Below are 19,328 nucleotides of genomic sequence, written 5' to 3' on the forward strand. Positions count from 1 at the left end.
AACTGCAGAGTCGAATCAGCGCGAAGGCCGGCGCTTGACTCCCCGAGTTCGACACCGCGTAGTCGAGCGATAACCACAGGATTTCCGGACATTCAGTTCACGGTGAGTGTCCGCCGAAAATAGACACTCAGACGGGCGCGGTATTCGCGGATTAACACGGGTTAGGAACGCGAATTTTCGTGTCCCGCGACGACTTCGCGTCGGGGCCCCGTCGCGGGACGCGCTCTCCGACTGACGGAATCCCGAACTGTGGCGGTGTCCGGGGTAGACGATTCGTAACGAAACCCTCGGGACGCAAATAACGGGACGAACCATGTCTCTGACTGCCACCGATGTACCGACACAGGGTCCCGACTTCGACTCCCGGGAGGCCGCGCGATGAACCTCGGCCAACTCGGCGTCGGTGCCGTCGTCCTCGTCATCGTCGTGTTCGCCCTCCTCTCCGGCGGCGTGAATACGCCCGAGACGCCCGACCCCGCCGACGACGCCGACAGAAGTATCGGCGCCGACGTGACCGACCCCGGCGCTGACGACGCGCCGGACGAGGAATCTGAAATCCAAGAAGAGCCCGTCGTCGGTGACGACTCGGGTGACGCCGACGATACCGACGGCAGTTCGTCCGCGGACGACTCCGAGAACGCGACCGGCACGTTCGAGACGGTCGAAACCGACGCTGCCGACGACGACACCGACTCGACGACGAAGAAGTCCTCGAAGAAGCGCAGCAGTTCGAGCTCGAACGACGACAGCGACGACTCGTCTTCCGATGACTCGTCTGACGACACTTCGACCGATGAGAACTCGTCCGACGATTCGAGCGACGACAGTACGGACGACGCCACGAACGACGGTTCGACCACCGACGACTCGGGTGACGGTGACGGCGATACCGGTGATGGCTCGGGTGACGACATCGGGGTGTGCACGGTGTAGTCACCAGACGCCGGTACGGCGCGGCCACCTCAGTCGACTAAGAGATTGAGGGCGTAGGCGGTCCGGAGCACCGAGGCGGCGTCGCCGCGGGGAAACACCAGCTCGTCGGTCTCGCGGACGTGTTCGAGCACACCCGGAGAGGAGTGCTCGGGGGCGGCCGCGAGCCCACACTCGTTTTCGTCGGCCCACGTCATCACGTCGAGGTCGGACTTCGAGTCGCCCATCACGAGGACGAACGGGTCGTCCACCCCGAGCACGTCGAGCGCGGCGCGGACGCCCGCCGCCTTGTTCAGGTCGACCGCGGAGAGCTCCGCGGCGTCGGCGTGGTAGTACGCGACCGTCACGCGCTCCAGCGTCCGCCGCGCGTCCTCGGGAATCTCCGCCGCCTCCGAGTCGGGAAGCGCGTCGCGGTCGTCGAGCACGCCCGCTATCTCCGGGTCGCGCTCCGCGAAGTACGCCCGCGCCCAGTCGGGGCCGGCGGGGTCGTCGGTGAGCGCCTCGCCGAGGAGGTCCAACAGGTAGACGAGCGCGCCGTCGATGACTTCCTCGGCGTCGTCGCTGCCGGTCTCGAAGTTCGGTTTGAGCGTGACGTTGAACTCGTTGCCCTGCAGGTGAACGCCACCGCGGAGCGCGTCGGGGAGGTCGCTGATGACGCGCCCGCGAACCGACTCGAAGACCGACTGCACCGGGTCGTCGAGCGTCTCGTAGAGGAGCCGCTTCGTGTCGGAGCCGTGGCCGGGCGTGAAGACGCCGGTGCCCGCCTCGTAGACGATGCTCACGTTCCCTGAGTGGACGAGTTCGTTGCCCAATCCCTGGATGGCGAAGCCCTTGACGTTCTCCAGGGTCTGGCCGGTGCAGATGACGATGGGGACGCCCTCCTCGTGGAACTGCGTGAGGAGGTGCAGCACCTCGCGCGGAATCTCGTTGTCGGTCTGCCCCGCAGAGCGCAGCGTCTCGTCCACGTCCAAGACGAGCGCGTTCACCGCCCGGCCGTACTTCGTGTAGAGGTCGAGGGCGGTGAACGCCTGGTCCCGCGTCGCACGCGCGGCGAGTTCGGCGTAGCGGTCGCCGTCGGAGAGCGCCCGACGGATGCGGTCTTTCTTCGCCGTGAGTTCGTCGTCGACCGCCTGCCAGTGCGACAGTGCCACCTGCGAGCCGAGCGGCGGCAAGAGGTCGACGAAGTCCTGTGCGTCCCGGACCGCGTCCGCGTCGAAGTTCCCGTACAGTCTGTACAGGAGGTCGTACCGCTCCATGATTCGGGGTCGTCACCCAACCGCATTAAACCCGCGTGGGAGGCAATTCGCCCCGGCGTCTCGTCGGCTGGCTGGGACGCGGTCGCCGCCGTCGGCGGTCGGCCCCGCAACTCTGATACCGACCGGCCGACGACGTGTGCACATGGCACATTGGACCGACAGCATCGTCGGCGACCGAATGACGGTGGACCGCGAGTTCAACGACCAGGTGATGAACTCCCGGTTCAACAGTCAGGAGTGGGGTCTCATCATGACGGCGACCGAGTTCGAAATCGAGAACGCGGACGACCCCGAGGAGGCGCGCATCGTCGCCGACACGGAGAAAGTCCCGCAGATTATCCCCGAACTCGACAACATCCGCAGCCAGATGGGCGCGATGGGCGGCGGAGGAGGTGACTCGTCGTCGGGCGGCGGCGGTATCGTCGACTCCATCAAGGGCGCGCTCGGTATGGGCGGCGGCGGCAAGAAGGGAGAACAGGAGAAACTGGAGGACGCGGAGCGACTCACCCAGGAGTACGCCGACGCGCTCCAAGACCACCTCGAAAAGAAGGGCAAGTGGGATCAGGTCCGCGTCAGCTACCTCGAATAGCGGGGCAACCGGCCGGCGGTGGCGACGCGCTCACTTGGTGGCCAAAGACGACATTCCGTTCGAGGGCCACAATTAGTAACCGGCTCCGGACGCGACGTCCTCGCCAGATGAAACCGTCAACGCTGGTCTTCGCGTTCGGTGGACTCCTGTTCGTGCTACCGATTCCCGGCACGTTTATCGCCGGCGCACTGGTGCTCCTCGCGGGAGCCCTCGCGCGGTGGCTCGGATTGTAACGACCCACCACGAATCAGTCGCACGGCTGACGGAGCGTCGGGGGCGACGGCTCAGTACTCGTCGCCGGCGTGGAACAGCGTCCGCTCACTCGCCTCGTAGATGTTCATCAGTTCGTTGATGAGGTCGTCGTACTCCTCGTCGTCCTCGCGGAGCGCGTCGAGTCGGGCGACCGTCTCGTCGTCGAGGTGAATCTGCGGCATACCTACACCCACGCCGCGTGACACCTTAAGCGACGTGGGGCGGCGGATTCGACCGCTGTCGAGCATCGAGAGCGCCGCCGCTGGGCGGGAGACGTATCGAAACGAAGAGCCGGCGGAGTGCCGGGTAGAGACGACAACCGGTTCCGGTCCGCCGTGCGGACGCGGTGAACGCTCGACGGTGAACGAATCACCGCCCGCGCGGGTTACTTGAACAGGGACTGGCCGGCGCTGCCGGAGACCTCGGTCAGCCCGGCGTGCACGTCGGCGATGCGCTCGCGGATGTCGCGACCGACAACGCGGGGGTCGAACACGTCCTTGTTCGGCGACCACTCGGTCTCGTTGAAGAACGTGTCGCGGGCGTCCTCGACGCCCTCTGGCGGGACGATGGCGTTGGGGTCCTCGCTGTAGAGGTCGTAGGCGGTGCGCGTGTACTCGTACTGGTAGCGGGTGTCCTTGTTGACCTTGCAGATGCCGTGTTTGAGCATCTCCTGCAGTTGGTCGGGCTGGACGCCCGAAGAGCCGTGGAGGACGAGCGGCGTGTCGAGGCCGTGGTCGCGCAGGGCCTGCCGGATGTCCTGGGCGAGGTCCGGGCGGAGTTCGAGGTCCTTGCCCTTGGCGACGCCGTGCTGCGTGCCGACGGAGATGGCGAGCAGGTCCGCGCCCGTCTTGTCGACGAACTCGACGGCCTGTTCGGGGTCCGTGTAGAACGCCTCTTCGGCCTCGATTTCGTCCTCGACGCCCTTGATCTGGCCGAGTTCGGCCTCGATGAGCACGTCGGAGCCCGCGGCCTCGACCATCTCGACGACCTCGCGGCTCGTCGCGACGTTCTCGTCGAACGGCTCGTGGGAGGCGTCGATCATGATGGACGACGGGATGTCGAGTTCGATCTGCTGCTCGATGAACTCGAGGTCCGTCTGGTGGTCCATGTTGAGGAAGACGCCGATGTCGTACCGCTCGGCGATGGTCTCGATGTAGTTCCCCATGGCTTTCAGGCCCGCAACGGCGTCGCCGTCACCGGCGAACCGGCAGGCACCACCGCTCATCTGCAACAGGAGGTCCGAGTCCATCCGGTCGGCTCCCTCCATGAGACCCATCATAATGTTCGGCTCCGCGATGTTACTCGCGATGAGGCCGAATCCTTCGTCGAGCGCCTCGTCGTACACTGTGGCGAGTTCCTCCCCGCCGTAGAACGGCATTATGCGTTCACCTCGGTTTCGTCAACGACTGCGAGACTAATAATGTATGGGAAGCGAGTTTCGATTCTGCACGTTTTCGTTTGTTCGCGTTCGAGTTAATTTTCGTCTCCGAGAGAGAGCCGCCGCTGGGGATGAGCGAAAAACGGGAAAAACGCCGGTGAGCGTTACGAGAACAGCTTCTTCAGGCGGGCGAACAGTCCCTTCTCGGGGTCGCCGCCGCGGCGCACGGGTTCGTCCGATTCCGTGTCGTCGCTGGACGAGTCGTCGGAACCGGCGTCGGTGTCGGCGTCCTCGCCGTCGTCGCCGCTTCCGAACGTGACCGAACCGGTCTTGCCGGCCTCGGCGAGTTCGACCGCCTTCTTCACGACGGCCTCGGCGTTGTTGACGCCGTCTTTGACCGTCCCCTTGAGGACGAGTTTGCCGTCGAAGCGGTCGCGGCTGACCGAGGTATCCGAGGTGATGATGACCGCGTCGGCCTCGGCGATGGCGTCCGAGGACAGTTCGTCCTGCGTGCCCATCGCGCCCTGGACCTCGACGTCGATGTCGTGGCCGAGGCGCTCGCCGGCCTGCAGGAGGTTCTCGGCCGCCATCTGGCTGTGTGCGATTCCGGTCGGACAGGATGTGACTGCGACGAGTTTCATTGGTCTAGTGTAAGGATTTCCGCGACTTCAGCCTTGGTGTCGGCCTGCAGGACGCGTTCCGCGAGTTCGCGGGCGTCCGCGGTGTCGGTCTCCGCGACGGCCGCCTTGACCTGCGGCACCGTCACGGCGCTCATGCTCAGTTCGTCGAGGCCGAGCCCGACGAGCAGTTCGGTGAGGTCCGGGTCGCCGGCCATCTCGCCGCACATGCCGACCCAGCAGTCCTCGCCCTCGGTCGCCGAGACGGTGGCGTCGATGGCGCGGAGGACCGCCGGCTGTCGGTAGTCGCCGAGGTCCGAGACGCGCTCGTTGCCGCGCTCGGCGGCCATCACGTACTGCGCGAGGTCGTTCGTCCCGATGCTGAAGAAGTCGACGTGCGGCGCGAACTGGTCGGCCATGAACGCCGCGGCGGGCGTCTCGACCATGATGCCGAACTCGGGCAGTTCGTTTTCGACGCCCTCGGCGTCGAGGTCGGCCGCAATCGACTCGAACCGCTCTCGGCCGGCGCGAAGCTCCTCGACCGTCGAGACGAGCGGGAGCATCACCGACAGGTTCGCCCCGTCGGCGCTGGCCGCCGCGCGCAGCAGTGCGCGCACCTGCGTCTCGAAGAGGTCCGCGTCCGGGCCGAGCGACCGGCGGATGCCGCGCTCGCCGAGGAACGGGTTCTCCTCGTCGGGCAGGTCGAGGTACGGGACCGGCTTGTCGCCGCCGATGTCGAGCGTCCGGACGACGACGCGCCCGCCGTCGAAGGATTCGAGCGCCTCGACGTACGCTTCGTACTGCTCGTCTTCGTCCGGCGGCGACTCGCGGTCGAGGAAGAGGAATTCGGTGCGGAACAGGCCGACGCCGTCGGCCCCACGGTCGACGGCCGGCCCGAGGTCCGCCAGCGTACCGATGTTGGCGGCGATCTCGATTTCGACGCCGTCTGCGGTCTCGACCGACTCGTGTCGGATGTCCACGTCGGCGGCGGCCGCGGCGGCCTCTTTCCGCTCGTCGCTCGGGTCGACCACGAAGTCGCCCGACTCGCCGTCGACGACGACTTCCGCGCCGTCCTCGACGGACTGGAGTTCCTCGCCCACGCCGACGATGGCCGGCAGGGCGAGCGAGCGCGCGAAGATGGCCGCGTGGGAGGTGCGGCCGCCCGTCACCGTGACGAAGCCGGCGACGCGCTCGGGGTCGAGCTGCGCCGTGTCGCTCGGCGTGAGGCGCTCGGCGACGACGACGCTCCCCTCCGGCAGCGACGAGAGGTCGACCCGCTCGCCGTCCGAGAGGACGCGCACGAGCCGGTCGCGCACGTCGCGGAGGTCGTCGGCGCGCTCGCCCATGCGACCGCCCATGTTCTCGAACTGCTCAACGAACTCGGAGAACGTCTCCTGCACGGCGTGTTCGGCCGGGAGCCCGCCCTCGATGGCGTCGGTGACGCCGTCGGTTATCTGCGGGTCGTTGAGGAACTGGACGTGCGCGTCGAACACCGCGGCCTCCTCCTCGCCGACGCGCTCGGCGGTCCGCTCGCGCTCGGCTTCGAGTTCGTCCTCGGCGGCCGCGCGGGCGTCCTCGAAGCGCGCGAGTTCGGCCTCCGCGTCCACGTCTTCGGCGGCCGGCGGTTCGGGGAGGTCGGCGTCCGGTCGGTACCAGACGACGGTGCCGACGCCCGAAAGCGGTGTCACGCCGATGCCGGAGAGGGTTCGTTCGGTCATGGCTTACTGTTTGGCTTCAGGCGTCGAAAGGATGTCCTCTAGGGCGTCGAGTGCCGCTTCCGCGTCGTCACCCTCGGCGGCGAGGCGCACGGACTCGTCGTGGCCGACGCCGAGACCGGTGACGGCGAGCATGCTGGCGGCGGGGACGAGGTCGTCCTCGTCGGCGCGGCCGAGCTGGATGTCGGCGTCGAAGGAGTTCGCGGTCTCGACGAACTGCGAGGCCGGGCGGGCGTGAAGCCCGTCTTCGGGGACGACCGTGACGGTCCGCTCCATCACTCGACCACCTCGGCGAGCACGTCCTGGACGGTCTGCTTGCTCTCGGCTTCGAGGAGCTTCTCGCGTACGTCCTCGTGCATGAGCGACCGCGAGAGGGCGCTCAGAATCTGCAGGTGGTCCTCGCCGCCCGCCGCGGGGACGAGAATCATGAACAGGAGCTTCGCCGGCTTGTCGTCCATGGCGTCGAAGTCGATGCCTTCGGTCGAGCGCGCGAACGCGACCGTCGGCTTCGAGACGGCGTCGGTCTTCGCGTGGGGGATGCCGATGCCGAAGCCGACGCCGGTCGTCGCCTCCTCCTCGCGTTCGAGGAGGGCGTCGAGCGCGGCGTCGCGGTCGTCGACGCGCCCGGCGTCGACGGCGAGGTCGAGGAGGAACTCGATGGCCCCCTCCTTCGTCGCCGGCGGCTCTTCGAGCGAGATCAGTTCGAGCGGTGTGATGGTGCTGATGTCAGTGACGTCCATTGTATTGTACTTCGTTCGAGTCTGGAAAGATTAGTTCGGTGTGGTCAGTCGTCGGAGCTCTGGGCCGCGACCTTGGCGTCGAAGTTCGGCTTGATAGCCGTCGCGATGACGGCGGTCACGATGGAGCCCAGTAGGATGCACGCGATGAACATGAACGGCTGGTTCGACAGCGGAACCACGAAGATGCCGCCGTGCGGTGCCGGCATGTTCACGCCGAGCGCCATCGAGGCCGCGCCGGCGACGGCGCTGCCGGCGACGACGCTCGGGATGACGCGGGCGGGGTCGGCCGCCGCGTACGGAATCGCGCCCTCAGTAATGAACGAGAAGCCGAGGAGCACGCCGCTCTTGGCGTTCTCGTACATCTCGGCCGCGTACTTCTGCGGTGCGATGAAGTTCGACAGCGCGAGGCCGATCGGCGGGACCATACCCGCGATCATGACCGCGGCCATCGGCGCGGTGACGCCCTCGGAGATGAGGCCGACGGAGAACACGTAGGCGACCTTGTTGATGGGGCCACCCATGTCGGCCGCCATCATCGCCCCGAGGATGCCCCCGAGGAGAATCGCCTGTCCGCCGCCCTGCATATTGCTCAGGAAGTTCGTGAGTCCCGCGTTCGCGATGGAAATCGGGACGCCCAGCACGAACAGCATGATGGGCGTGAGCACCGCGGTCGTCGCGACCGGGATGAGGAGCACGGGCATCATCGGTGCGATGAACTCGGGCACGTCGCGCTGCTTGAACCAGCGCGCGACGATACCGGCGAGGAACCCGGCGACGATAGCGCCGAGGTAGCCCGCGCCGGCGGAGCCACCCTGAAGGCCGATGACGTCCCCGGCCGCCTGCAGGACGTTGCCCTGCTGGATGATGTACGACAGGATGAAGCCCGGTGCGAGGCCCGGACGGTCGGCGATAGCGTACGCGATGTACGCGCCGAGCACCGGAACCATCAGCGTCAGCCCAGCGACGCCGATCTGCGCGAGGAACCAGCCGGCGGTCCCCGTGCTGTTGAATACGTCTTGTACGTTGTTCGAAAGCGAGGCTACCGCGTAGCCCAGCGCCAGGAAGATTCCGCCGATAGTCACGAACGGAATCATGAACGATACCCCAGTCATCAGGTCCTCCTTCACCGAAGTGAGGTAGGACCGAACTGCGTCTTCTGCGTCGTTTGCCATAGTGTTGCCACCCCTACGAAAGAACGTACGCAAATGTGCTCAAAAACCCTTTCGAATATGAACGTTACTGAGCGTTTTGATCGTTAACAAACGTTCATCTGAGAATCACCGGCTCCGAACGGTCGTCACCTCGACGTGCGTTTCGTTCGTCAGCACGTCTTCGAGGTTCGGAGCGCGGGTGCCAGCAACCCCGACGACGCGGGACGCGGTCAACACGCCCATTCGGAGGGCATCGGCGTCCGACAGTCCGTGTTCGCGTGCGGCGAGGAACCCGGACATGACGGCGTCGCCCGCGCCGACTGTGTCCACGACCTCAACGTCGAGCGCAGGCGCAGAGAGGACCTCGCTGTCGGTGACGAGGAGCGCGCCGTCCGCGCCGAGCGAGGCTAACACGTACTCGAACCCGCGCGCGTGAAGTTCCTCGGCGGCCTCGATGGCGTCGGCTTCGGTCTCGACAGTTCGACCCGTCGCCGCCGCGAGTTCCGAGCGATTGGGTTTGCAGACGTAGTAGTCGGCCTCCAGTTCGGCGAGGTACTCCCCGCCCATGTCCACCGCTATCTGCCAGTCGCCCGCGCGGGCGAGTCTATCGACATCGGCGAGAGACATCCCCGGTGGGAGGCTACCGCCGACGAGGAGCGTGTCGGGCTCGTTCGCCTGCGCGGTTTCGACGAGTTCGTCCACGTCGGCTGCACGAATCTGCGGGCCGTTGTGATTGAGTTTGTACTCGCCGTCCTCCGCGAGCACGGTCGTGTTCAGGCGCGTGTCCGCGTCGACGGTGACGAAGTCTGAGGCGATGCCGTCGGCGTCGAGTCGATCGCGGACGAACTTCCCGAAATGGCCGCCGAGAAAGCCCGAGGCGGTCACGTCGGCATCGAGCGCCGAGACGTACTTGGCGACGTTGATACCCTTGCCGCCCGCGGTAAACACCGCGTCGTCGGTCCGGTGGACGACGCCGGGCTGAAGCGGTTCGTCGAAGTGAATCGTGTGGTCTACTGCTGGGTTCGGGGTGACTGTGAGAATCATCGTGCAACTCCGTCGACGACGGTGACGCCCGCGCTCTCAATCTCCTCGCGAGAGTCGTCGTCGAGCGTTCCGTCGGTGATAATCAGGTCGATATCTTCGAGCGATGCGAACTGGACGAAGCTCCGGCGGCCGAGCTTCGAGAGATCAGCGACGAGGACGACTTTCGCGGCCTTTTCCACCATCAGCTCCTTCATCCGCGCCTCGTCCTCGTTCGGGGTCGTGAGGCCGGACTCCACGTCCAGCCCGTTCGTGCCGAGGAACAGCAGGTCGAAGTTCGTCCGCTCCATGAACGACTCCGCGGTCGGTCCCACGAGCGCCTTCGTCCGCCGGCGGAGCGTCCCGCCCGTGAGTTTGACCTCGTTTTCCTCTTCGTTCAGTTCGATGGCAAGCCGCGGCGAGTTGGTGACGCCGAGTATCGTCCCGTCCTTGGGGACCTTCCGCGCCACCTCCATCGTGGTCGTCCCGGCGTCGAAGAACACGACCTGTCCCTCGGCCAGTTCCTCGACCGCGCGGTCGGCGATCGCGCGTTTCCCTTCGAGATTCTGTACTTCCTTCTGCCCGTAGGTCTGCTCGCGCCCGACGGAGGTCACGGGGACGGCTCCGCCGTGCGACCGCTCGATGAGCCCACGGTCTTCGAGTTCGCGCAGGTCACGTCGTATCGTCGCCTTCGAATAGCCGAGGTGGTCGGACAGCGACTCGACCGACCGGCCGTCCGAGTCGGAAACGAGTTCGACGATGCGGCGTTTGCGCTCTGCTGGTAACATCGGTAGCGATTCCTCGTTAGGTGGAAGGTAAGTCGGGGAGTAGTGTTAATTGTTTATGTTGGATTCCGCCCGTATTTGCTCGAAACAGCCGTATCTCACACAAGAACGAAAACGGCGTGTTCGTTGGTGAGAAAACGATCAAAAACGAAAACGAGAACGCTCGAAACGAACGTCGAACCGCCGATTCGGTGGGTTGCCGACGCTCAGAGTCGGTCGAGAATCGCGGCGGTCACGTCCTCCGTGGAGGCGTCGCCGCCGAGGTCGGGCGTGCGCGGCCCGTCAGCGAGGACGCCTTCGACGGCCGACCGGACGCGGTCGGCTTCGTCCTCGTAGTCGAGGTAGTCGAGCAGCATCGCCGCGGACAGAATCGTCGCCGCGGGGTTGGCGATGCCCTCGCCGGCGATGTCCGGCGCGGAGCCGTGAACCGGCTCGAACAGCGCGGCGTCCGGGCCGATGTTCGCCGAGGGGAGCAGTCCGAGACCGCCGACGAGGCCGGCGGCGAGGTCGGACAGCACGTCGCCCGCGAGGTTCGGGCAGACGATGGTGTCGAACTGCGTGGGGTCGAGACAGACGCGCGTCGCGAAGGCGTCCATCAGGACCTCCTCTGCCTCGACGCCGCGCTCGTCGGCGACGGAGACGACGGCGTCGCGGAAGCGACCGTCCGTCTCGCGCATCACGTTCGCCTTGTGGGCGACCTGGAAACTGCCGCCCTCGCCGCCGACGTAGTCGCAGGCGTACTCGGCGAGTCGCTCGGACGCCGAGGTGGTGACGACGCGCGTGAGCGTCGAGAGGTCGTCAGAGAGCCGGTCTTCGTGGCCGGCGTAGACGCCTTCCGTGTTCTCCCGGAGGAAGACGAGGTCCGTCTCCGGTCGGAGCGCGTCGACGCCGGGGTAGGCCTTCGCCGGGCGGACGTTGACAAAGGAGTCCACCGCAGTCCGAAGCGGCAGGATAACGTCCGCCGCGGTCTCGCCGGCCGCGCCGAACAGCGTCGCGTCGGCCTCGGCGGCGAGGTCGTACGTCTCCTGCGGGAGCGCCTCGCCGGTCTCTTCTTTCACGTGGTCGCCGGCGTCGGCCTCGACGAACTCGAAGTCGCCGACGGCCTTCAGCACGTCAACCGCCGCCGGGATGACCTCCGCGCCGATGCCATCGCCGGGGATGACGACGATTTCCTCAGTCATCGACGTAGGGCAGGGAAGCGGCTTTCTCGGCGACCGCGTCGGCGTTCGACTTCATGAGCGCCGTCGTGTCCCAGACGCCCTCGGTGAGCGCCTTCCGTTGTGCGTCGTCGACGGTCACGTCCACGGTCTTCTCGCCGTAGGTGACCGTCTCGTTTTCCACGTCCACGTCGATGTCTGCATCCGGGTGCTCGTCGACCCAGTCCTGCAGTTCGGTGATGGTGTCGTGGTCGGCGGTGACCGTCGGGATACCGAGCGCGAGGCAGTTGCCCGCGAAAATCTCGGCGAACGACTCACCGATGATGGCGTCGATGCCCCAGCGCATGAGCGCCTGCGGGGCGTGCTCCCGAGAGGAGCCACAGCCGAAGTTGGCGTTGACGACCATGATGGAGGCGTCCTGGAACTGCGGCTCGTTCATCGGGTGGTCCTTCGGTTCGTCGTTCTCGTCGTAGCGCTGGTCGAAGAACGCGAACTCGCCGAGGCCGTCGAACGTGACGACCTTCATGAATCGCGCCGGGATGATCTGGTCCGTGTCGATGTCGTTGCCGCGGATGGGAACGCCGGAGCCGGACGCGGAGTCGATTTCGGGAATCTCGTCGGTCATGCGACGCTCACCTCCTTCAGTTCGCGCACGTCAGTCACGTGCCCGGTGACGGCCGCGGCGGCGACCATGCGCGGGTTCATCAGGACGGTGCGGCCGTCTTTCGACCCCTGCCGACCGATGAAGTTGCGGTTCGACGAGGACGCGGAGGCCTCGTCGCCCTCCAGTTGGTCCTCGTTCATGCCGAGACACATCGAACAGCCCGCCTCCCGCCACTCGAAGCCGGCTTCCGTGAATATCTCGTCGAGACCCTCCGCCTCCGCGGCGGCCTTGACGCGCTGGCTGCCGGGGACGACCATCGCACGGACGCTGTCCGCGACCTGTCGCCCCTTCACGACCCCCGCCGCGCGGCGGAGGTCGGGCATCCGGGCATTCGTACACGAACCGAGGAACGCCACGTCGATTTCGTAGCCTTCCATCGTCTCGCCGGGCGTGACGCCCATGTGCTCCTGCGCCATCCGGGCGGTGTCCTGCTTCTCCTCGGGCAGGTCTTCGGGGGCCGGAATGGGCTGGGTGATACCGACGCCCTGTCCGGGCGTGGTCCCCCACGTGACGACGGGCTCGAGTTCGGAGCCGTCGATGGTGACGACGTCGTCGTACTCGGCGTCCTCGTCGGAGCGGATGGACTCCCAGTACGGCTTGAGTTCGTCGAACCGCTCGGGGTTCTCTTGGAAGTACTCGGTGTCTTTCAGCCAGTCGTAGGTGGTCTCGTCGGGGTTGACGTAGCCCGCACGAGCGCCGCCTTCGATGGACATGTTACAGATGCTCATCCGGCCTTCCATATCGAGGTTCTCGATGGCCTCGCCGGCGTACTCGTAGACGTAGCCGACGCCGCCTTCGGTCCCGAGACGACGGATGATTTCGAGGATGACGTCCTTGGCCTCGACGCCGGGGCCGAGTTCGCCCGTGACCTCGATCTTCCGAACCTTCTTTTTCTCCATCGCGACCGTTTGGGTCGCCAGCACGTCGCGAATCTGGCTCGTGCCGATACCGAACGCGAGCGCCCCGAACGCGCCGTGGGTCGACGTGTGGCTGTCGCCGCAGACGATAGTCATGCCGGGTTGGGTGAGTCCCTTCTCGGGCCCGATGACGTGGACGATACCCTGTTCGCCCGAGGTCGGGTCCGAGAAGTTGATGCCGGCGTCGCGGACGTTCTGTTCGAGTTCGGCCATCATCTCCTCTGCGGCGTCGTCGCGGAACGGCCGCGACTGGTCCGACGTGGGGACGATGTGGTCGACCGTCGCGTGCGTCCGGTTCGGGTAGGCGACTTCGAGGTCGCGCTCCTGCAGCATGCCGAACGCCTGCGGGCTCGTCACCTCGTGGATGAGGTGCAGGCCGCAGAACAACTGCGTCTGGCCGGTCGGAAGCTCCGAGACCGTGTGTTCCTCCCAGACCTTGTCGTACAGTGTTCCCTCACTCATGTCCGTCACCCGGTACGACGCGGTCGTCGTGGCCACGTTCCCAGACCTGGTTCGCACCCTCGCCGTTGCGGGGCGTGTGGTCCACGTCGCCCATCGTCTCGGTCTCGGTCGCGTCCGTGTCCGTCGCGGGCGTCGCGTCGCTCTGACCGCCGTCGGTGACGGCCGGGCCGCGCTCGTAGACCGTGGTGAACGTCTCGCCCGTATAGGGGTTCGTGTGGCTGATGTCTCGCATTCGGTCGGTCGTGTCGTCGCGTGTCATTGGTGTCGTGTTCAGTCGTCCGCCGGTGCTTCGGCTTTCTCCGCGTCCGCTTCTTCTTCGTCGTCGGCCCACGCGAACAGGTCGCGCAGCGGCGCGCCGACCTGTTCGATGTGGTGGTTCTCTTCTGCGTCCTTGAGCTGGGAGTACGACGGGCGGCCCGCCTGGTTCTCCAGAATCCACTCGCGGGCGAAGGTACCGTCTTGGACCTCCTCCAGAATCTCCTCCATGTTCTCGCGGGCGTGCTCGTCGACGACGCGGTCGCCGCGGGTCAGCCCGCCGAACTCGGCCGTGTCGGAGACCGAGTCCCACATCTCGCCGAGCCCGCCTTCGTACATCAGGTCGACGATGAGCTTCAGTTCGTTCAGGCATTCGAAGTACGCCATCTCGGGGGAGTAGCCCGCGTCGACGAGCGTCTCGTAGCCCTGCTTGACCAGCGAGGTGACGCCGCCGCAGAGGACGGCCTGCTCGCCGAACAGGTCGGTCTCGGTCTCTTCCTGGAACGTCGTCTCGATGACGCCCGCGCGGGTGCAGCCGAGGCCGTGCGCGTAGGCCAGCGCTTCTTCCTTGGCGTCGCCCGTCACGTCTTGGTAGACCGCGATGAGACCCGGCGTCCCCTCGTTCGCCTCGTAGTTGCGGCGGACGAGGTGGCCCGGCGACTTCGGCGCGACCATCGTCACGTCGACGTCTTCCGGGGGCCGAATCTGGTTGTAGTGGATGTTGAAGCCGTGGGCGAACTGGAGCGTGTCGCCGGCGTCGAGGGAGTCTCGAATCTCCTCGAACACCGCCGGCTGGACGGTGTCGGGGACGAGAATCGAGACGATGTCGCCCTCGGCGGCCGCCTCTGCCGGCTCCTTGACGCGGAGGCCGTCGGCTTCCGCGGCGGCGCGGGACGAAGAGCTGGCGCGGAGGCCGACAACCACGTCGACCCCGCTGTCGGCGAGGTTCTGCGCGTGGGCGTGGCCCTGGCTGCCGTAGCCGATGACGGCTACGGTCTTGTCGTCGATTTGGGAGCGGTCGGCGTCGTCGTCGTAGTAAACTTCCGTGGTGAGTTCTGTCATTGCGTGTTTGTGTTGGGTTTGGTGGGTTCGCCGGAGGTTCCGGGTTCCTCTCCGGGGACGGTCTTCTTCGAGCCGTGGGCGAGCGCGGTCTGGCCGGTCCGGGCGATTTCGATGATGCCGAACCGCCGGAACGCGTCCACGGCGTCGTCTATCTTCCGCTCGTCGCCGCTGAGTTGGACCGTGATGGTCTCTGGGCCGGCGTCGAGGGTGCGGCCGTCGTACATCTCCGTGATGGCGTGGACTTTGTCGGGGTCCTCGCCGCGGACCTTCAGGAGGACGAGTTCCGCGCGAACGGCGTCGTCGTCCAACTCGCCGACGGAGATGACGGGCTTGAGCTTCGCGAGCTGTTTTTCTATCTGGTCGATGCCCGGTTCGGGCTCCTCTACGACCATCGTGATGCGGGAGTGCCCCTCGACGGTCGTGGGACCCACGGTGAGGCTCTCGATGTTGAACTGGCGGCGGGCGGCGAGGCCGGCGACGCGCGAGAGCACGCCGGGTTCGTCCTCGACGATGGCCGAAAAGACCGTTCGCCGCGGTTCGTGTTCCGATTCCGCTTCGGGGTCGATGCGGATACCCTGCGCGTTGCGTCGGCCGTCGGGGTGTGGCCGCTCGTCGGGCGCGGGGCCTTGCAGTCCTGTCCGATTGTCGCTCATAGCTGGTCCTCCGAGAGTGCGAATTTGCCGTTCGCGCCGCCCGAGGAGACCATCGGGTAGACGTTCTCCGCCGGGTCGACGTGGAAGTCGATGACCGAGGGGCCGTCGTACGCGAGCGCTTCCTCGATGGCGTCGGGGACCTCCTCGTAGGAGTCGACGGTCCAACCGCGCGCGCCGAACGCCTCGGCGAGCTTGTCGAACTGGGGACACCACTCGTAGCCGGCGGCCATGCGTCGGCCCTCGAAGAAGGCGTCCTGCCACTGGCGGACCATCCCGATGTACTCGTTGTTCAGGATGGCGACGGTGATGTCGAGGTTCTCGCGGACGGCGACCGACAGCTCCTGAATCGTCATCAGGAACGAGGCGTCGCCGTCGACGCAGACGACCGTCTCGTCGTCGTCGGCCGCGACCCGCGCGCCGATTGCGGCGGGCAGGCCGTAGCCCATCGTGCCGAGGCCGTGGGACGAAACCCACCGCCGCGGCTCGGTGAACGTCCAGTACTGGGCGGCCCACATCTGGTGTTGGCCGACGCCGCTCGTGACGATGGTCTCGTCGGGCGTGGCCTCGTCGAGCGCCTCGACGACAAACTGCGGCTTCAGCGGCTCGTTGTCCGGGGCCGCGTAGTCCATCGGGTACTCGTCTTTCCACGTGAGGCACTGGTCGACCCACTCGCGGGCGTCAGGGCCCTCGTCGAGTTCGGCGTCGACGCGCTCGATGGCGCGGCCGGCGTCGCCGACGACCGGGTAGTCCGCGTGGACGTTCTTCGAGATTTCCGCCGGGTCGATGTCGATGTGGACGACCTCGGCCTCGGGCGCGAACGTGTCGATACCGCCGGTCAGGCGGTCGTCGAACCGCGTACCGACCGCGATGAGGCAGTCGGTGTGCGTGATGGCCATGTTGGCGTAGCCGGTGCCGTGCATCCCCGCCCACGACAGGCAGAGTTCGTGGTCCTCCGGCATCGCGCCGATTCCGGGCATCGTGGTGACGACCGGAATCCGGTGCTCGGTCGCGAACTGCCGGGCGACCTCGGCTGCGTCGGCCTTGACGACGCCGCCACCGAACAGCAGGAGGGGCTTCTCCGCGCGCTCGATTGCGCGCGCTGCGGCCTCGACCTGCGAGTCGGCCGGGTCGGTGCGCGCGCGACACGTTTCGGGTGCCTGCGCCGGACCGGGTTCGCGGTCGGTCTCGTTGAGCGAGACGTCCTTCGGGAGGTCGACGAGCGTCGGGCCGGGTCGGCCTTCCGCGGCGAGCGCGAACGCTTCGCCGACGGTGTCGCCGACGGTGTCGGGCGACGAGGCGAAGTAGTTGTGCTTCGTGATGGGCGCGGTGACGCCCGTGGTGTCGGTCTCCTGGAACGCGTCGGAGCCGACCATGTCGGACGGGACCTGCCCCGTGAGCGCGAGCACCGCGTCGGAGTCCATGTTCGCGTCGGCGATGCCAGTCACGAGGTTGGTCGCGCCCGGACCGGACGTGGCGAGACAGACGCCGGGGTCGCCGCGAACGACGCCGTACGCGTCGGCCGCGTGCGCCGCGCCCTGCTCGTGGGCCATCGTCACGTGACGGATGTCAGAGTGGTACAGCGCGTCGTAAATGGGCATTATCGCCCCGCCCTGCACGCCGAACGCGGTCTCGACGCCGGCGTTTTCGAGGGCGCGGACGACTGACGTCGAACCCGAGGTGATCTCAGTCGGTGTCTCGGTCGAATCGTCTGCCCCGTCGGTCGCGTCGGGGTCGGTCGTGGCTGCGGTTCGTTCGCTCATGTGTGGGCTCCGTGGTGTGTAGTCGGTCGTCGATGCGGACTGTCTGGTGACTGCGTGTGGTGCTGGTGCGCCATTGTGGGGACTGCGGACGTGTCTGAAAACGGTGCGAATACGCGGGACGGAGAGATGGTGTGGTAGGGGGCTATGCCCCTACAATAATGAGCGACCGAATCGCACCGACGGCGGCGGCGCTGGCCCCGGCTTCCGGGGTCGCGCGAACCGCGTGTTCGTCGTGCGAGGTCATCGTATGCCACACGTCCGTCCCGGCCGTAATAATGCTTTCGCGGCGGGCAACGATTGCACGCCGCGCGGGAGGTCGGACGCGAGCAGGGCGGTCGCCCCGTAGGGCCACAGCCCGGCGCCATCAGGCGCGGACCTCCTCCTCCGTGTCGTCCTCGTGGGTGATACCCACGTCGCGGGCGAACACCTCGAGCGTCGAGTCGTCGACGCGTTCTTTCTCCGCGCCGTGGTCTTTGACGCGGCGGGTTACCTCCCGGACCTCGGCGTCCGAGGGCTCGAACCCGATATCTGCGAGGCGCTTGCGTACCGAGTGCGTCCCCGTGTGCTTGCCGAGTACGAACTCGCGGGTCGCGCCGACCATCTCCGGGGTCATGACGCCCGGTTCGAAGGTGTCAGCGTTCTCGATGACGCCGGCGGCGTGGATGCCGCTCTCGTGAGAGAAGGCGTTGCGGCCGACGACCGGCTTATTCGCCGGGACCGGGATGTCGGACGCCGCCTCGACGACGCGAGCCAGCTCGGTTATCTTCGTCGTGTCGATGCCGGTGTCGACGCCGTAGAGGGATTCGGCGGCCATGACGACCTCCTCGTAGGCGGCGTTCCCGGCGCGTTCGCCGATGCCGTTGACCGACACCTGCGCCTGTGCCGCGCCGGCCTCGAAGCCGGCCATCGCGTTCGCCGACGCCAGTCCGAAGTCGTCGTGCGCGTGCACGTCGATTCTCGCGTCGGTGTGCTCTCTGACCGTCGCCACCATGCGGGCGAAGCGAGTCGGCGTCGCCACGCCGCAGGTGTCGGGCAGGTTGATCCAATCGACGCCTGCCTCGGAGACGGCCTCGACGACTTCGATGAGGAAGTCCTCGTCCGTTCGGGTGGCGTCCATCGGTGAGAACATTACTTCAACGCCCGCGTCGCGGACGTGTTCGACACTGCGGACGGCCCGCTCGACGGCTTCTTCGCGGGAAGCGTGCATCGAGTCGGCCAACTGGACGTCGCTGGTGCTCACGAACGTGTGCACCATGTCCACGCCGGAATCCAGCGCGGCTTCGATATCCTTGTCGACGACGCGGGCCAACCCGCACGTCGTCGCGTCCGTCGAAGCAGCGATATCTGCGACTGCTTCGAACTCCGCTTCCGAGTTCACCGGGAACCCGGCCTCGATGACGTGGGTACCCATGTCGTCGAGGGTTTCGGCGATGTCGCGCTTTTCCTCGTAACTGAACGAGGTTCGCGGTGACTGTTCGCCGTCGCGGAGTGTCGTGTCGAAGATTCGTACGTCTTCGATTTCAGATTGTTGGGCTAATGTGCCCTGGAAGAACTCGACCCGCCGGGGAACCCGACGAATCCTCCGTGTCGTTGTGAGACATCGTGTCAGTCACGTGCCCGAACTCATATTTAAATGTTTCTCCCCGACAGTATCACGAACGTTCAGCGAGTGTTGCGTGACAACCACTCTCGGGGCTAATCGCTGTACCTAAACGTCCTTATACGATATCATGACATATGTTGACTTGATATGTTCGCTCGGCGTTCGATAGCTCAGGAACGATAATATAACTAAATAGAATTTAGAAACAAAATTTAGCACCCGGTGCGCGCACTTGCGACTGGACAAACGTGGAGCAAACTGCGACTGTCGTGTGAAACGTGATACCAATGAGCGTGTTTTTGCCGTCGAGGCCGTTCCCGACTCGACCGAACCCTTTTCTCGTCGCTCGACAACCGGGCGGG

Annotated in this window: 21 protein-coding genes; 3 read left to right on the forward strand and 18 right to left on the reverse strand. The window is 66.3% G+C overall.

The window, feature by feature from the left end; translation table 11 throughout:
- Positions 1-378 precede the first annotated feature (378 nt).
- Positions 379-933, forward strand: coding sequence for a hypothetical protein (locus AM590_RS09655; protein WP_058827299.1), 555 nt, complete (start codon positions 379-381; stop codon positions 931-933).
- A gap of 29 nt (positions 934-962) precedes the next feature.
- On the opposite strand, the gene AM590_RS09660 is transcribed toward AM590_RS09655, so the two are convergent.
- Positions 963-2,186, reverse strand: coding sequence for an HAD family hydrolase (locus AM590_RS09660; RefSeq protein ID WP_058827300.1), 1,224 nt, complete (start codon positions 2,184-2,186; stop codon positions 963-965).
- Between the two features lie 142 nt (positions 2,187-2,328).
- Between AM590_RS09660 and AM590_RS09665 the strand changes: the two genes are divergently transcribed.
- On the forward strand, positions 2,329-2,775 hold the full coding sequence (locus AM590_RS09665) for a DUF5799 family protein (RefSeq protein ID WP_058827301.1): 447 nt from the start codon (positions 2,329-2,331) through the stop codon (positions 2,773-2,775).
- 107 nt (positions 2,776-2,882) lie between these two features.
- Positions 2,883-3,008 (forward strand): hypothetical protein, encoded by a 126-nt coding sequence (locus tag AM590_RS21270; RefSeq protein WP_256364940.1) that lies wholly within the window; start codon positions 2,883-2,885, stop codon positions 3,006-3,008.
- A gap of 51 nt (positions 3,009-3,059) precedes the next feature.
- Here AM590_RS21270 and AM590_RS20840 read toward each other — a convergent pair whose 3' ends face one another.
- The 17 genes from AM590_RS20840 to AM590_RS09745 all read right to left on the reverse strand — a co-directional run bounded on the left by AM590_RS20840 (position 3,060) and on the right by AM590_RS09745 (position 18,972).
- A complete protein-coding gene (locus tag AM590_RS20840; RefSeq protein WP_004043442.1) occupies positions 3,060-3,209 on the reverse strand; it encodes a hypothetical protein in 150 nt (49 codons plus the stop codon).
- A 203-nt stretch (positions 3,210-3,412) separates the two neighbouring features.
- Positions 3,413-4,405 carry a class II fructose-bisphosphate aldolase gene (gene fba, locus AM590_RS09670; protein WP_058827302.1) on the reverse strand — a complete coding sequence of 331 codons (993 nt, stop codon included), beginning with the start codon at positions 4,403-4,405 and terminating at the stop codon, positions 3,413-3,415.
- A gap of 164 nt (positions 4,406-4,569) precedes the next feature.
- Positions 4,570-5,046, reverse strand: coding sequence for a fructose PTS transporter subunit IIB (ptfB, locus tag AM590_RS09675; RefSeq protein WP_058827303.1), 477 nt, complete (start codon positions 5,044-5,046; stop codon positions 4,570-4,572).
- Positions 5,043-6,740: a phosphoenolpyruvate--protein phosphotransferase gene (ptsP, locus tag AM590_RS09680; RefSeq protein ID WP_058827304.1), complete on the reverse strand. Its 1,698-nt coding sequence runs from the start codon at positions 6,738-6,740 to the stop codon at positions 5,043-5,045. The genes ptfB and ptsP overlap by 4 nt, the downstream gene beginning before the upstream one ends.
- Before the next feature lie 3 nt (positions 6,741-6,743).
- Complete coding sequence (gene ptsH1 / locus AM590_RS09685) at positions 6,744-7,013, reverse strand: phosphocarrier protein HPr (RefSeq protein WP_058827305.1); 270 nt, start codon at positions 7,011-7,013, stop codon at positions 6,744-6,746.
- Entirely contained in the window at positions 7,013-7,477 is a 465-nt protein-coding gene (gene ptfA / locus AM590_RS09690) for a fructose PTS transporter subunit IIA (RefSeq protein ID WP_004970773.1), read from the reverse strand. Before ptfA ends, ptsH1 begins: the two co-directional genes overlap by 1 nt.
- 44 nt (positions 7,478-7,521) lie before the next feature.
- Entirely contained in the window at positions 7,522-8,649 is a 1,128-nt protein-coding gene (gene ptfC, locus AM590_RS09695) for a fructose PTS transporter subunit IIC (RefSeq protein ID WP_004977002.1), read from the reverse strand.
- 105 nt (positions 8,650-8,754) lie between these two features.
- Positions 8,755-9,672: a 1-phosphofructokinase gene (gene pfkB, locus AM590_RS09700; protein ID WP_058827306.1), complete on the reverse strand. Its 918-nt coding sequence runs from the start codon at positions 9,670-9,672 to the stop codon at positions 8,755-8,757.
- The gene (glpR, locus tag AM590_RS09705; RefSeq protein WP_058827307.1) at positions 9,669-10,436 is read right to left on the reverse strand and encodes an HTH-type transcriptional regulator GlpR; all 768 of its coding nucleotides are present in this window, start codon (positions 10,434-10,436) and stop codon (positions 9,669-9,671) included. Before glpR ends, pfkB begins: the two co-directional genes overlap by 4 nt.
- A 203-nt stretch (positions 10,437-10,639) precedes the next feature.
- Positions 10,640-11,614: a 3-isopropylmalate dehydrogenase gene (gene leuB / locus AM590_RS09710; protein WP_058827308.1), complete on the reverse strand. Its 975-nt coding sequence runs from the start codon at positions 11,612-11,614 to the stop codon at positions 10,640-10,642.
- Positions 11,607-12,215, reverse strand: coding sequence for a 3-isopropylmalate dehydratase small subunit (gene leuD, locus AM590_RS09715; protein WP_042664515.1), 609 nt, complete (start codon positions 12,213-12,215; stop codon positions 11,607-11,609). Before leuD ends, leuB begins: the two co-directional genes overlap by 8 nt.
- A complete protein-coding gene (gene leuC, locus AM590_RS09720) occupies positions 12,212-13,633 on the reverse strand; it encodes a 3-isopropylmalate dehydratase large subunit (protein ID WP_058827309.1) in 1,422 nt (473 codons plus the stop codon). Before leuC ends, leuD begins: the two co-directional genes overlap by 4 nt.
- The gene (locus AM590_RS09725; protein WP_042664520.1) at positions 13,626-13,892 is read right to left on the reverse strand and encodes a hypothetical protein; all 267 of its coding nucleotides are present in this window, start codon (positions 13,890-13,892) and stop codon (positions 13,626-13,628) included. The genes leuC and AM590_RS09725 overlap by 8 nt, the downstream gene beginning before the upstream one ends.
- An 11-nt stretch (positions 13,893-13,903) precedes the next feature.
- Positions 13,904-14,950, reverse strand: a complete 1,047-nt coding sequence (gene ilvC / locus AM590_RS09730; RefSeq protein ID WP_058827310.1) for a ketol-acid reductoisomerase — start codon at positions 14,948-14,950, stop codon at positions 13,904-13,906.
- A complete protein-coding gene (ilvN, locus tag AM590_RS09735) occupies positions 14,947-15,603 on the reverse strand; it encodes an acetolactate synthase small subunit (RefSeq protein WP_008093383.1) in 657 nt (218 codons plus the stop codon). Before ilvN ends, ilvC begins: the two co-directional genes overlap by 4 nt.
- Positions 15,600-17,363, reverse strand: coding sequence for a biosynthetic-type acetolactate synthase large subunit (ilvB, locus tag AM590_RS09740; RefSeq protein ID WP_058827311.1), 1,764 nt, complete (start codon positions 17,361-17,363; stop codon positions 15,600-15,602). The genes ilvN and ilvB overlap by 4 nt, the downstream gene beginning before the upstream one ends.
- Before the next feature lie 364 nt (positions 17,364-17,727).
- The gene (locus AM590_RS09745) at positions 17,728-18,972 is read right to left on the reverse strand and encodes a LeuA family protein (RefSeq protein ID WP_241768238.1); all 1,245 of its coding nucleotides are present in this window, start codon (positions 18,970-18,972) and stop codon (positions 17,728-17,730) included.
- Positions 18,973-19,328 lie beyond the last annotated feature (356 nt).

It is taken from the genome of Haloferax sp. Q22, from assembly GCF_001482285.1.
In the GTDB taxonomy this organism is placed as follows: domain Archaea; phylum Halobacteriota; class Halobacteria; order Halobacteriales; family Haloferacaceae; genus Haloferax.

Coding starts and splice junctions, on each gene's coding strand:
- leuC (WP_058827309.1), bottom strand. CDS start 13,633: ATGAGTGAGGGAACACTGTACGACAAGGTCTGGGAGGAACACACGGTC.
- pfkB (WP_058827306.1), bottom strand. CDS start 9,672: ATGATTCTCACAGTCACCCCGAACCCAGCAGTAGACCACACGATTCAC.
- ilvC (WP_058827310.1), bottom strand. CDS start 14,950: ATGACAGAACTCACCACGGAAGTTTACTACGACGACGACGCCGACCGC.
- fba (WP_058827302.1), bottom strand. CDS start 4,405: ATGCCGTTCTACGGCGGGGAGGAACTCGCCACAGTGTACGACGAGGCG.
- leuD (WP_042664515.1), bottom strand. CDS start 12,215: ATGACCGACGAGATTCCCGAAATCGACTCCGCGTCCGGCTCCGGCGTT.
- ptsH1 (WP_058827305.1), bottom strand. CDS start 7,013: ATGGAGCGGACCGTCACGGTCGTCCCCGAAGACGGGCTTCACGCCCGC.
- leuB (WP_058827308.1), bottom strand. CDS start 11,614: ATGACTGAGGAAATCGTCGTCATCCCCGGCGATGGCATCGGCGCGGAG.
- glpR (WP_058827307.1), bottom strand. CDS start 10,436: ATGTTACCAGCAGAGCGCAAACGCCGCATCGTCGAACTCGTTTCCGAC.
- AM590_RS09665 (WP_058827301.1), top strand. CDS start 2,329: ATGGCACATTGGACCGACAGCATCGTCGGCGACCGAATGACGGTGGAC.
- ilvN (WP_008093383.1), bottom strand. CDS start 15,603: ATGAGCGACAATCGGACAGGACTGCAAGGCCCCGCGCCCGACGAGCGG.
- ilvB (WP_058827311.1), bottom strand. CDS start 17,363: ATGAGCGAACGAACCGCAGCCACGACCGACCCCGACGCGACCGACGGG.
- ptfA (WP_004970773.1), bottom strand. CDS start 7,477: ATGGACGTCACTGACATCAGCACCATCACACCGCTCGAACTGATCTCG.
- ptsP (WP_058827304.1), bottom strand. CDS start 6,740: ATGACCGAACGAACCCTCTCCGGCATCGGCGTGACACCGCTTTCGGGC.
- AM590_RS21270 (WP_256364940.1), top strand. CDS start 2,883: ATGAAACCGTCAACGCTGGTCTTCGCGTTCGGTGGACTCCTGTTCGTG.
- AM590_RS20840 (WP_004043442.1), bottom strand. CDS start 3,209: ATGCCGCAGATTCACCTCGACGACGAGACGGTCGCCCGACTCGACGCG.
- AM590_RS09655 (WP_058827299.1), top strand. CDS start 379: ATGAACCTCGGCCAACTCGGCGTCGGTGCCGTCGTCCTCGTCATCGTC.
- AM590_RS09725 (WP_042664520.1), bottom strand. CDS start 13,892: ATGACACGCGACGACACGACCGACCGAATGCGAGACATCAGCCACACG.
- ptfB (WP_058827303.1), bottom strand. CDS start 5,046: ATGAAACTCGTCGCAGTCACATCCTGTCCGACCGGAATCGCACACAGC.
- AM590_RS09660 (WP_058827300.1), bottom strand. CDS start 2,186: ATGGAGCGGTACGACCTCCTGTACAGACTGTACGGGAACTTCGACGCG.
- ptfC (WP_004977002.1), bottom strand. CDS start 8,649: ATGGCAAACGACGCAGAAGACGCAGTTCGGTCCTACCTCACTTCGGTG.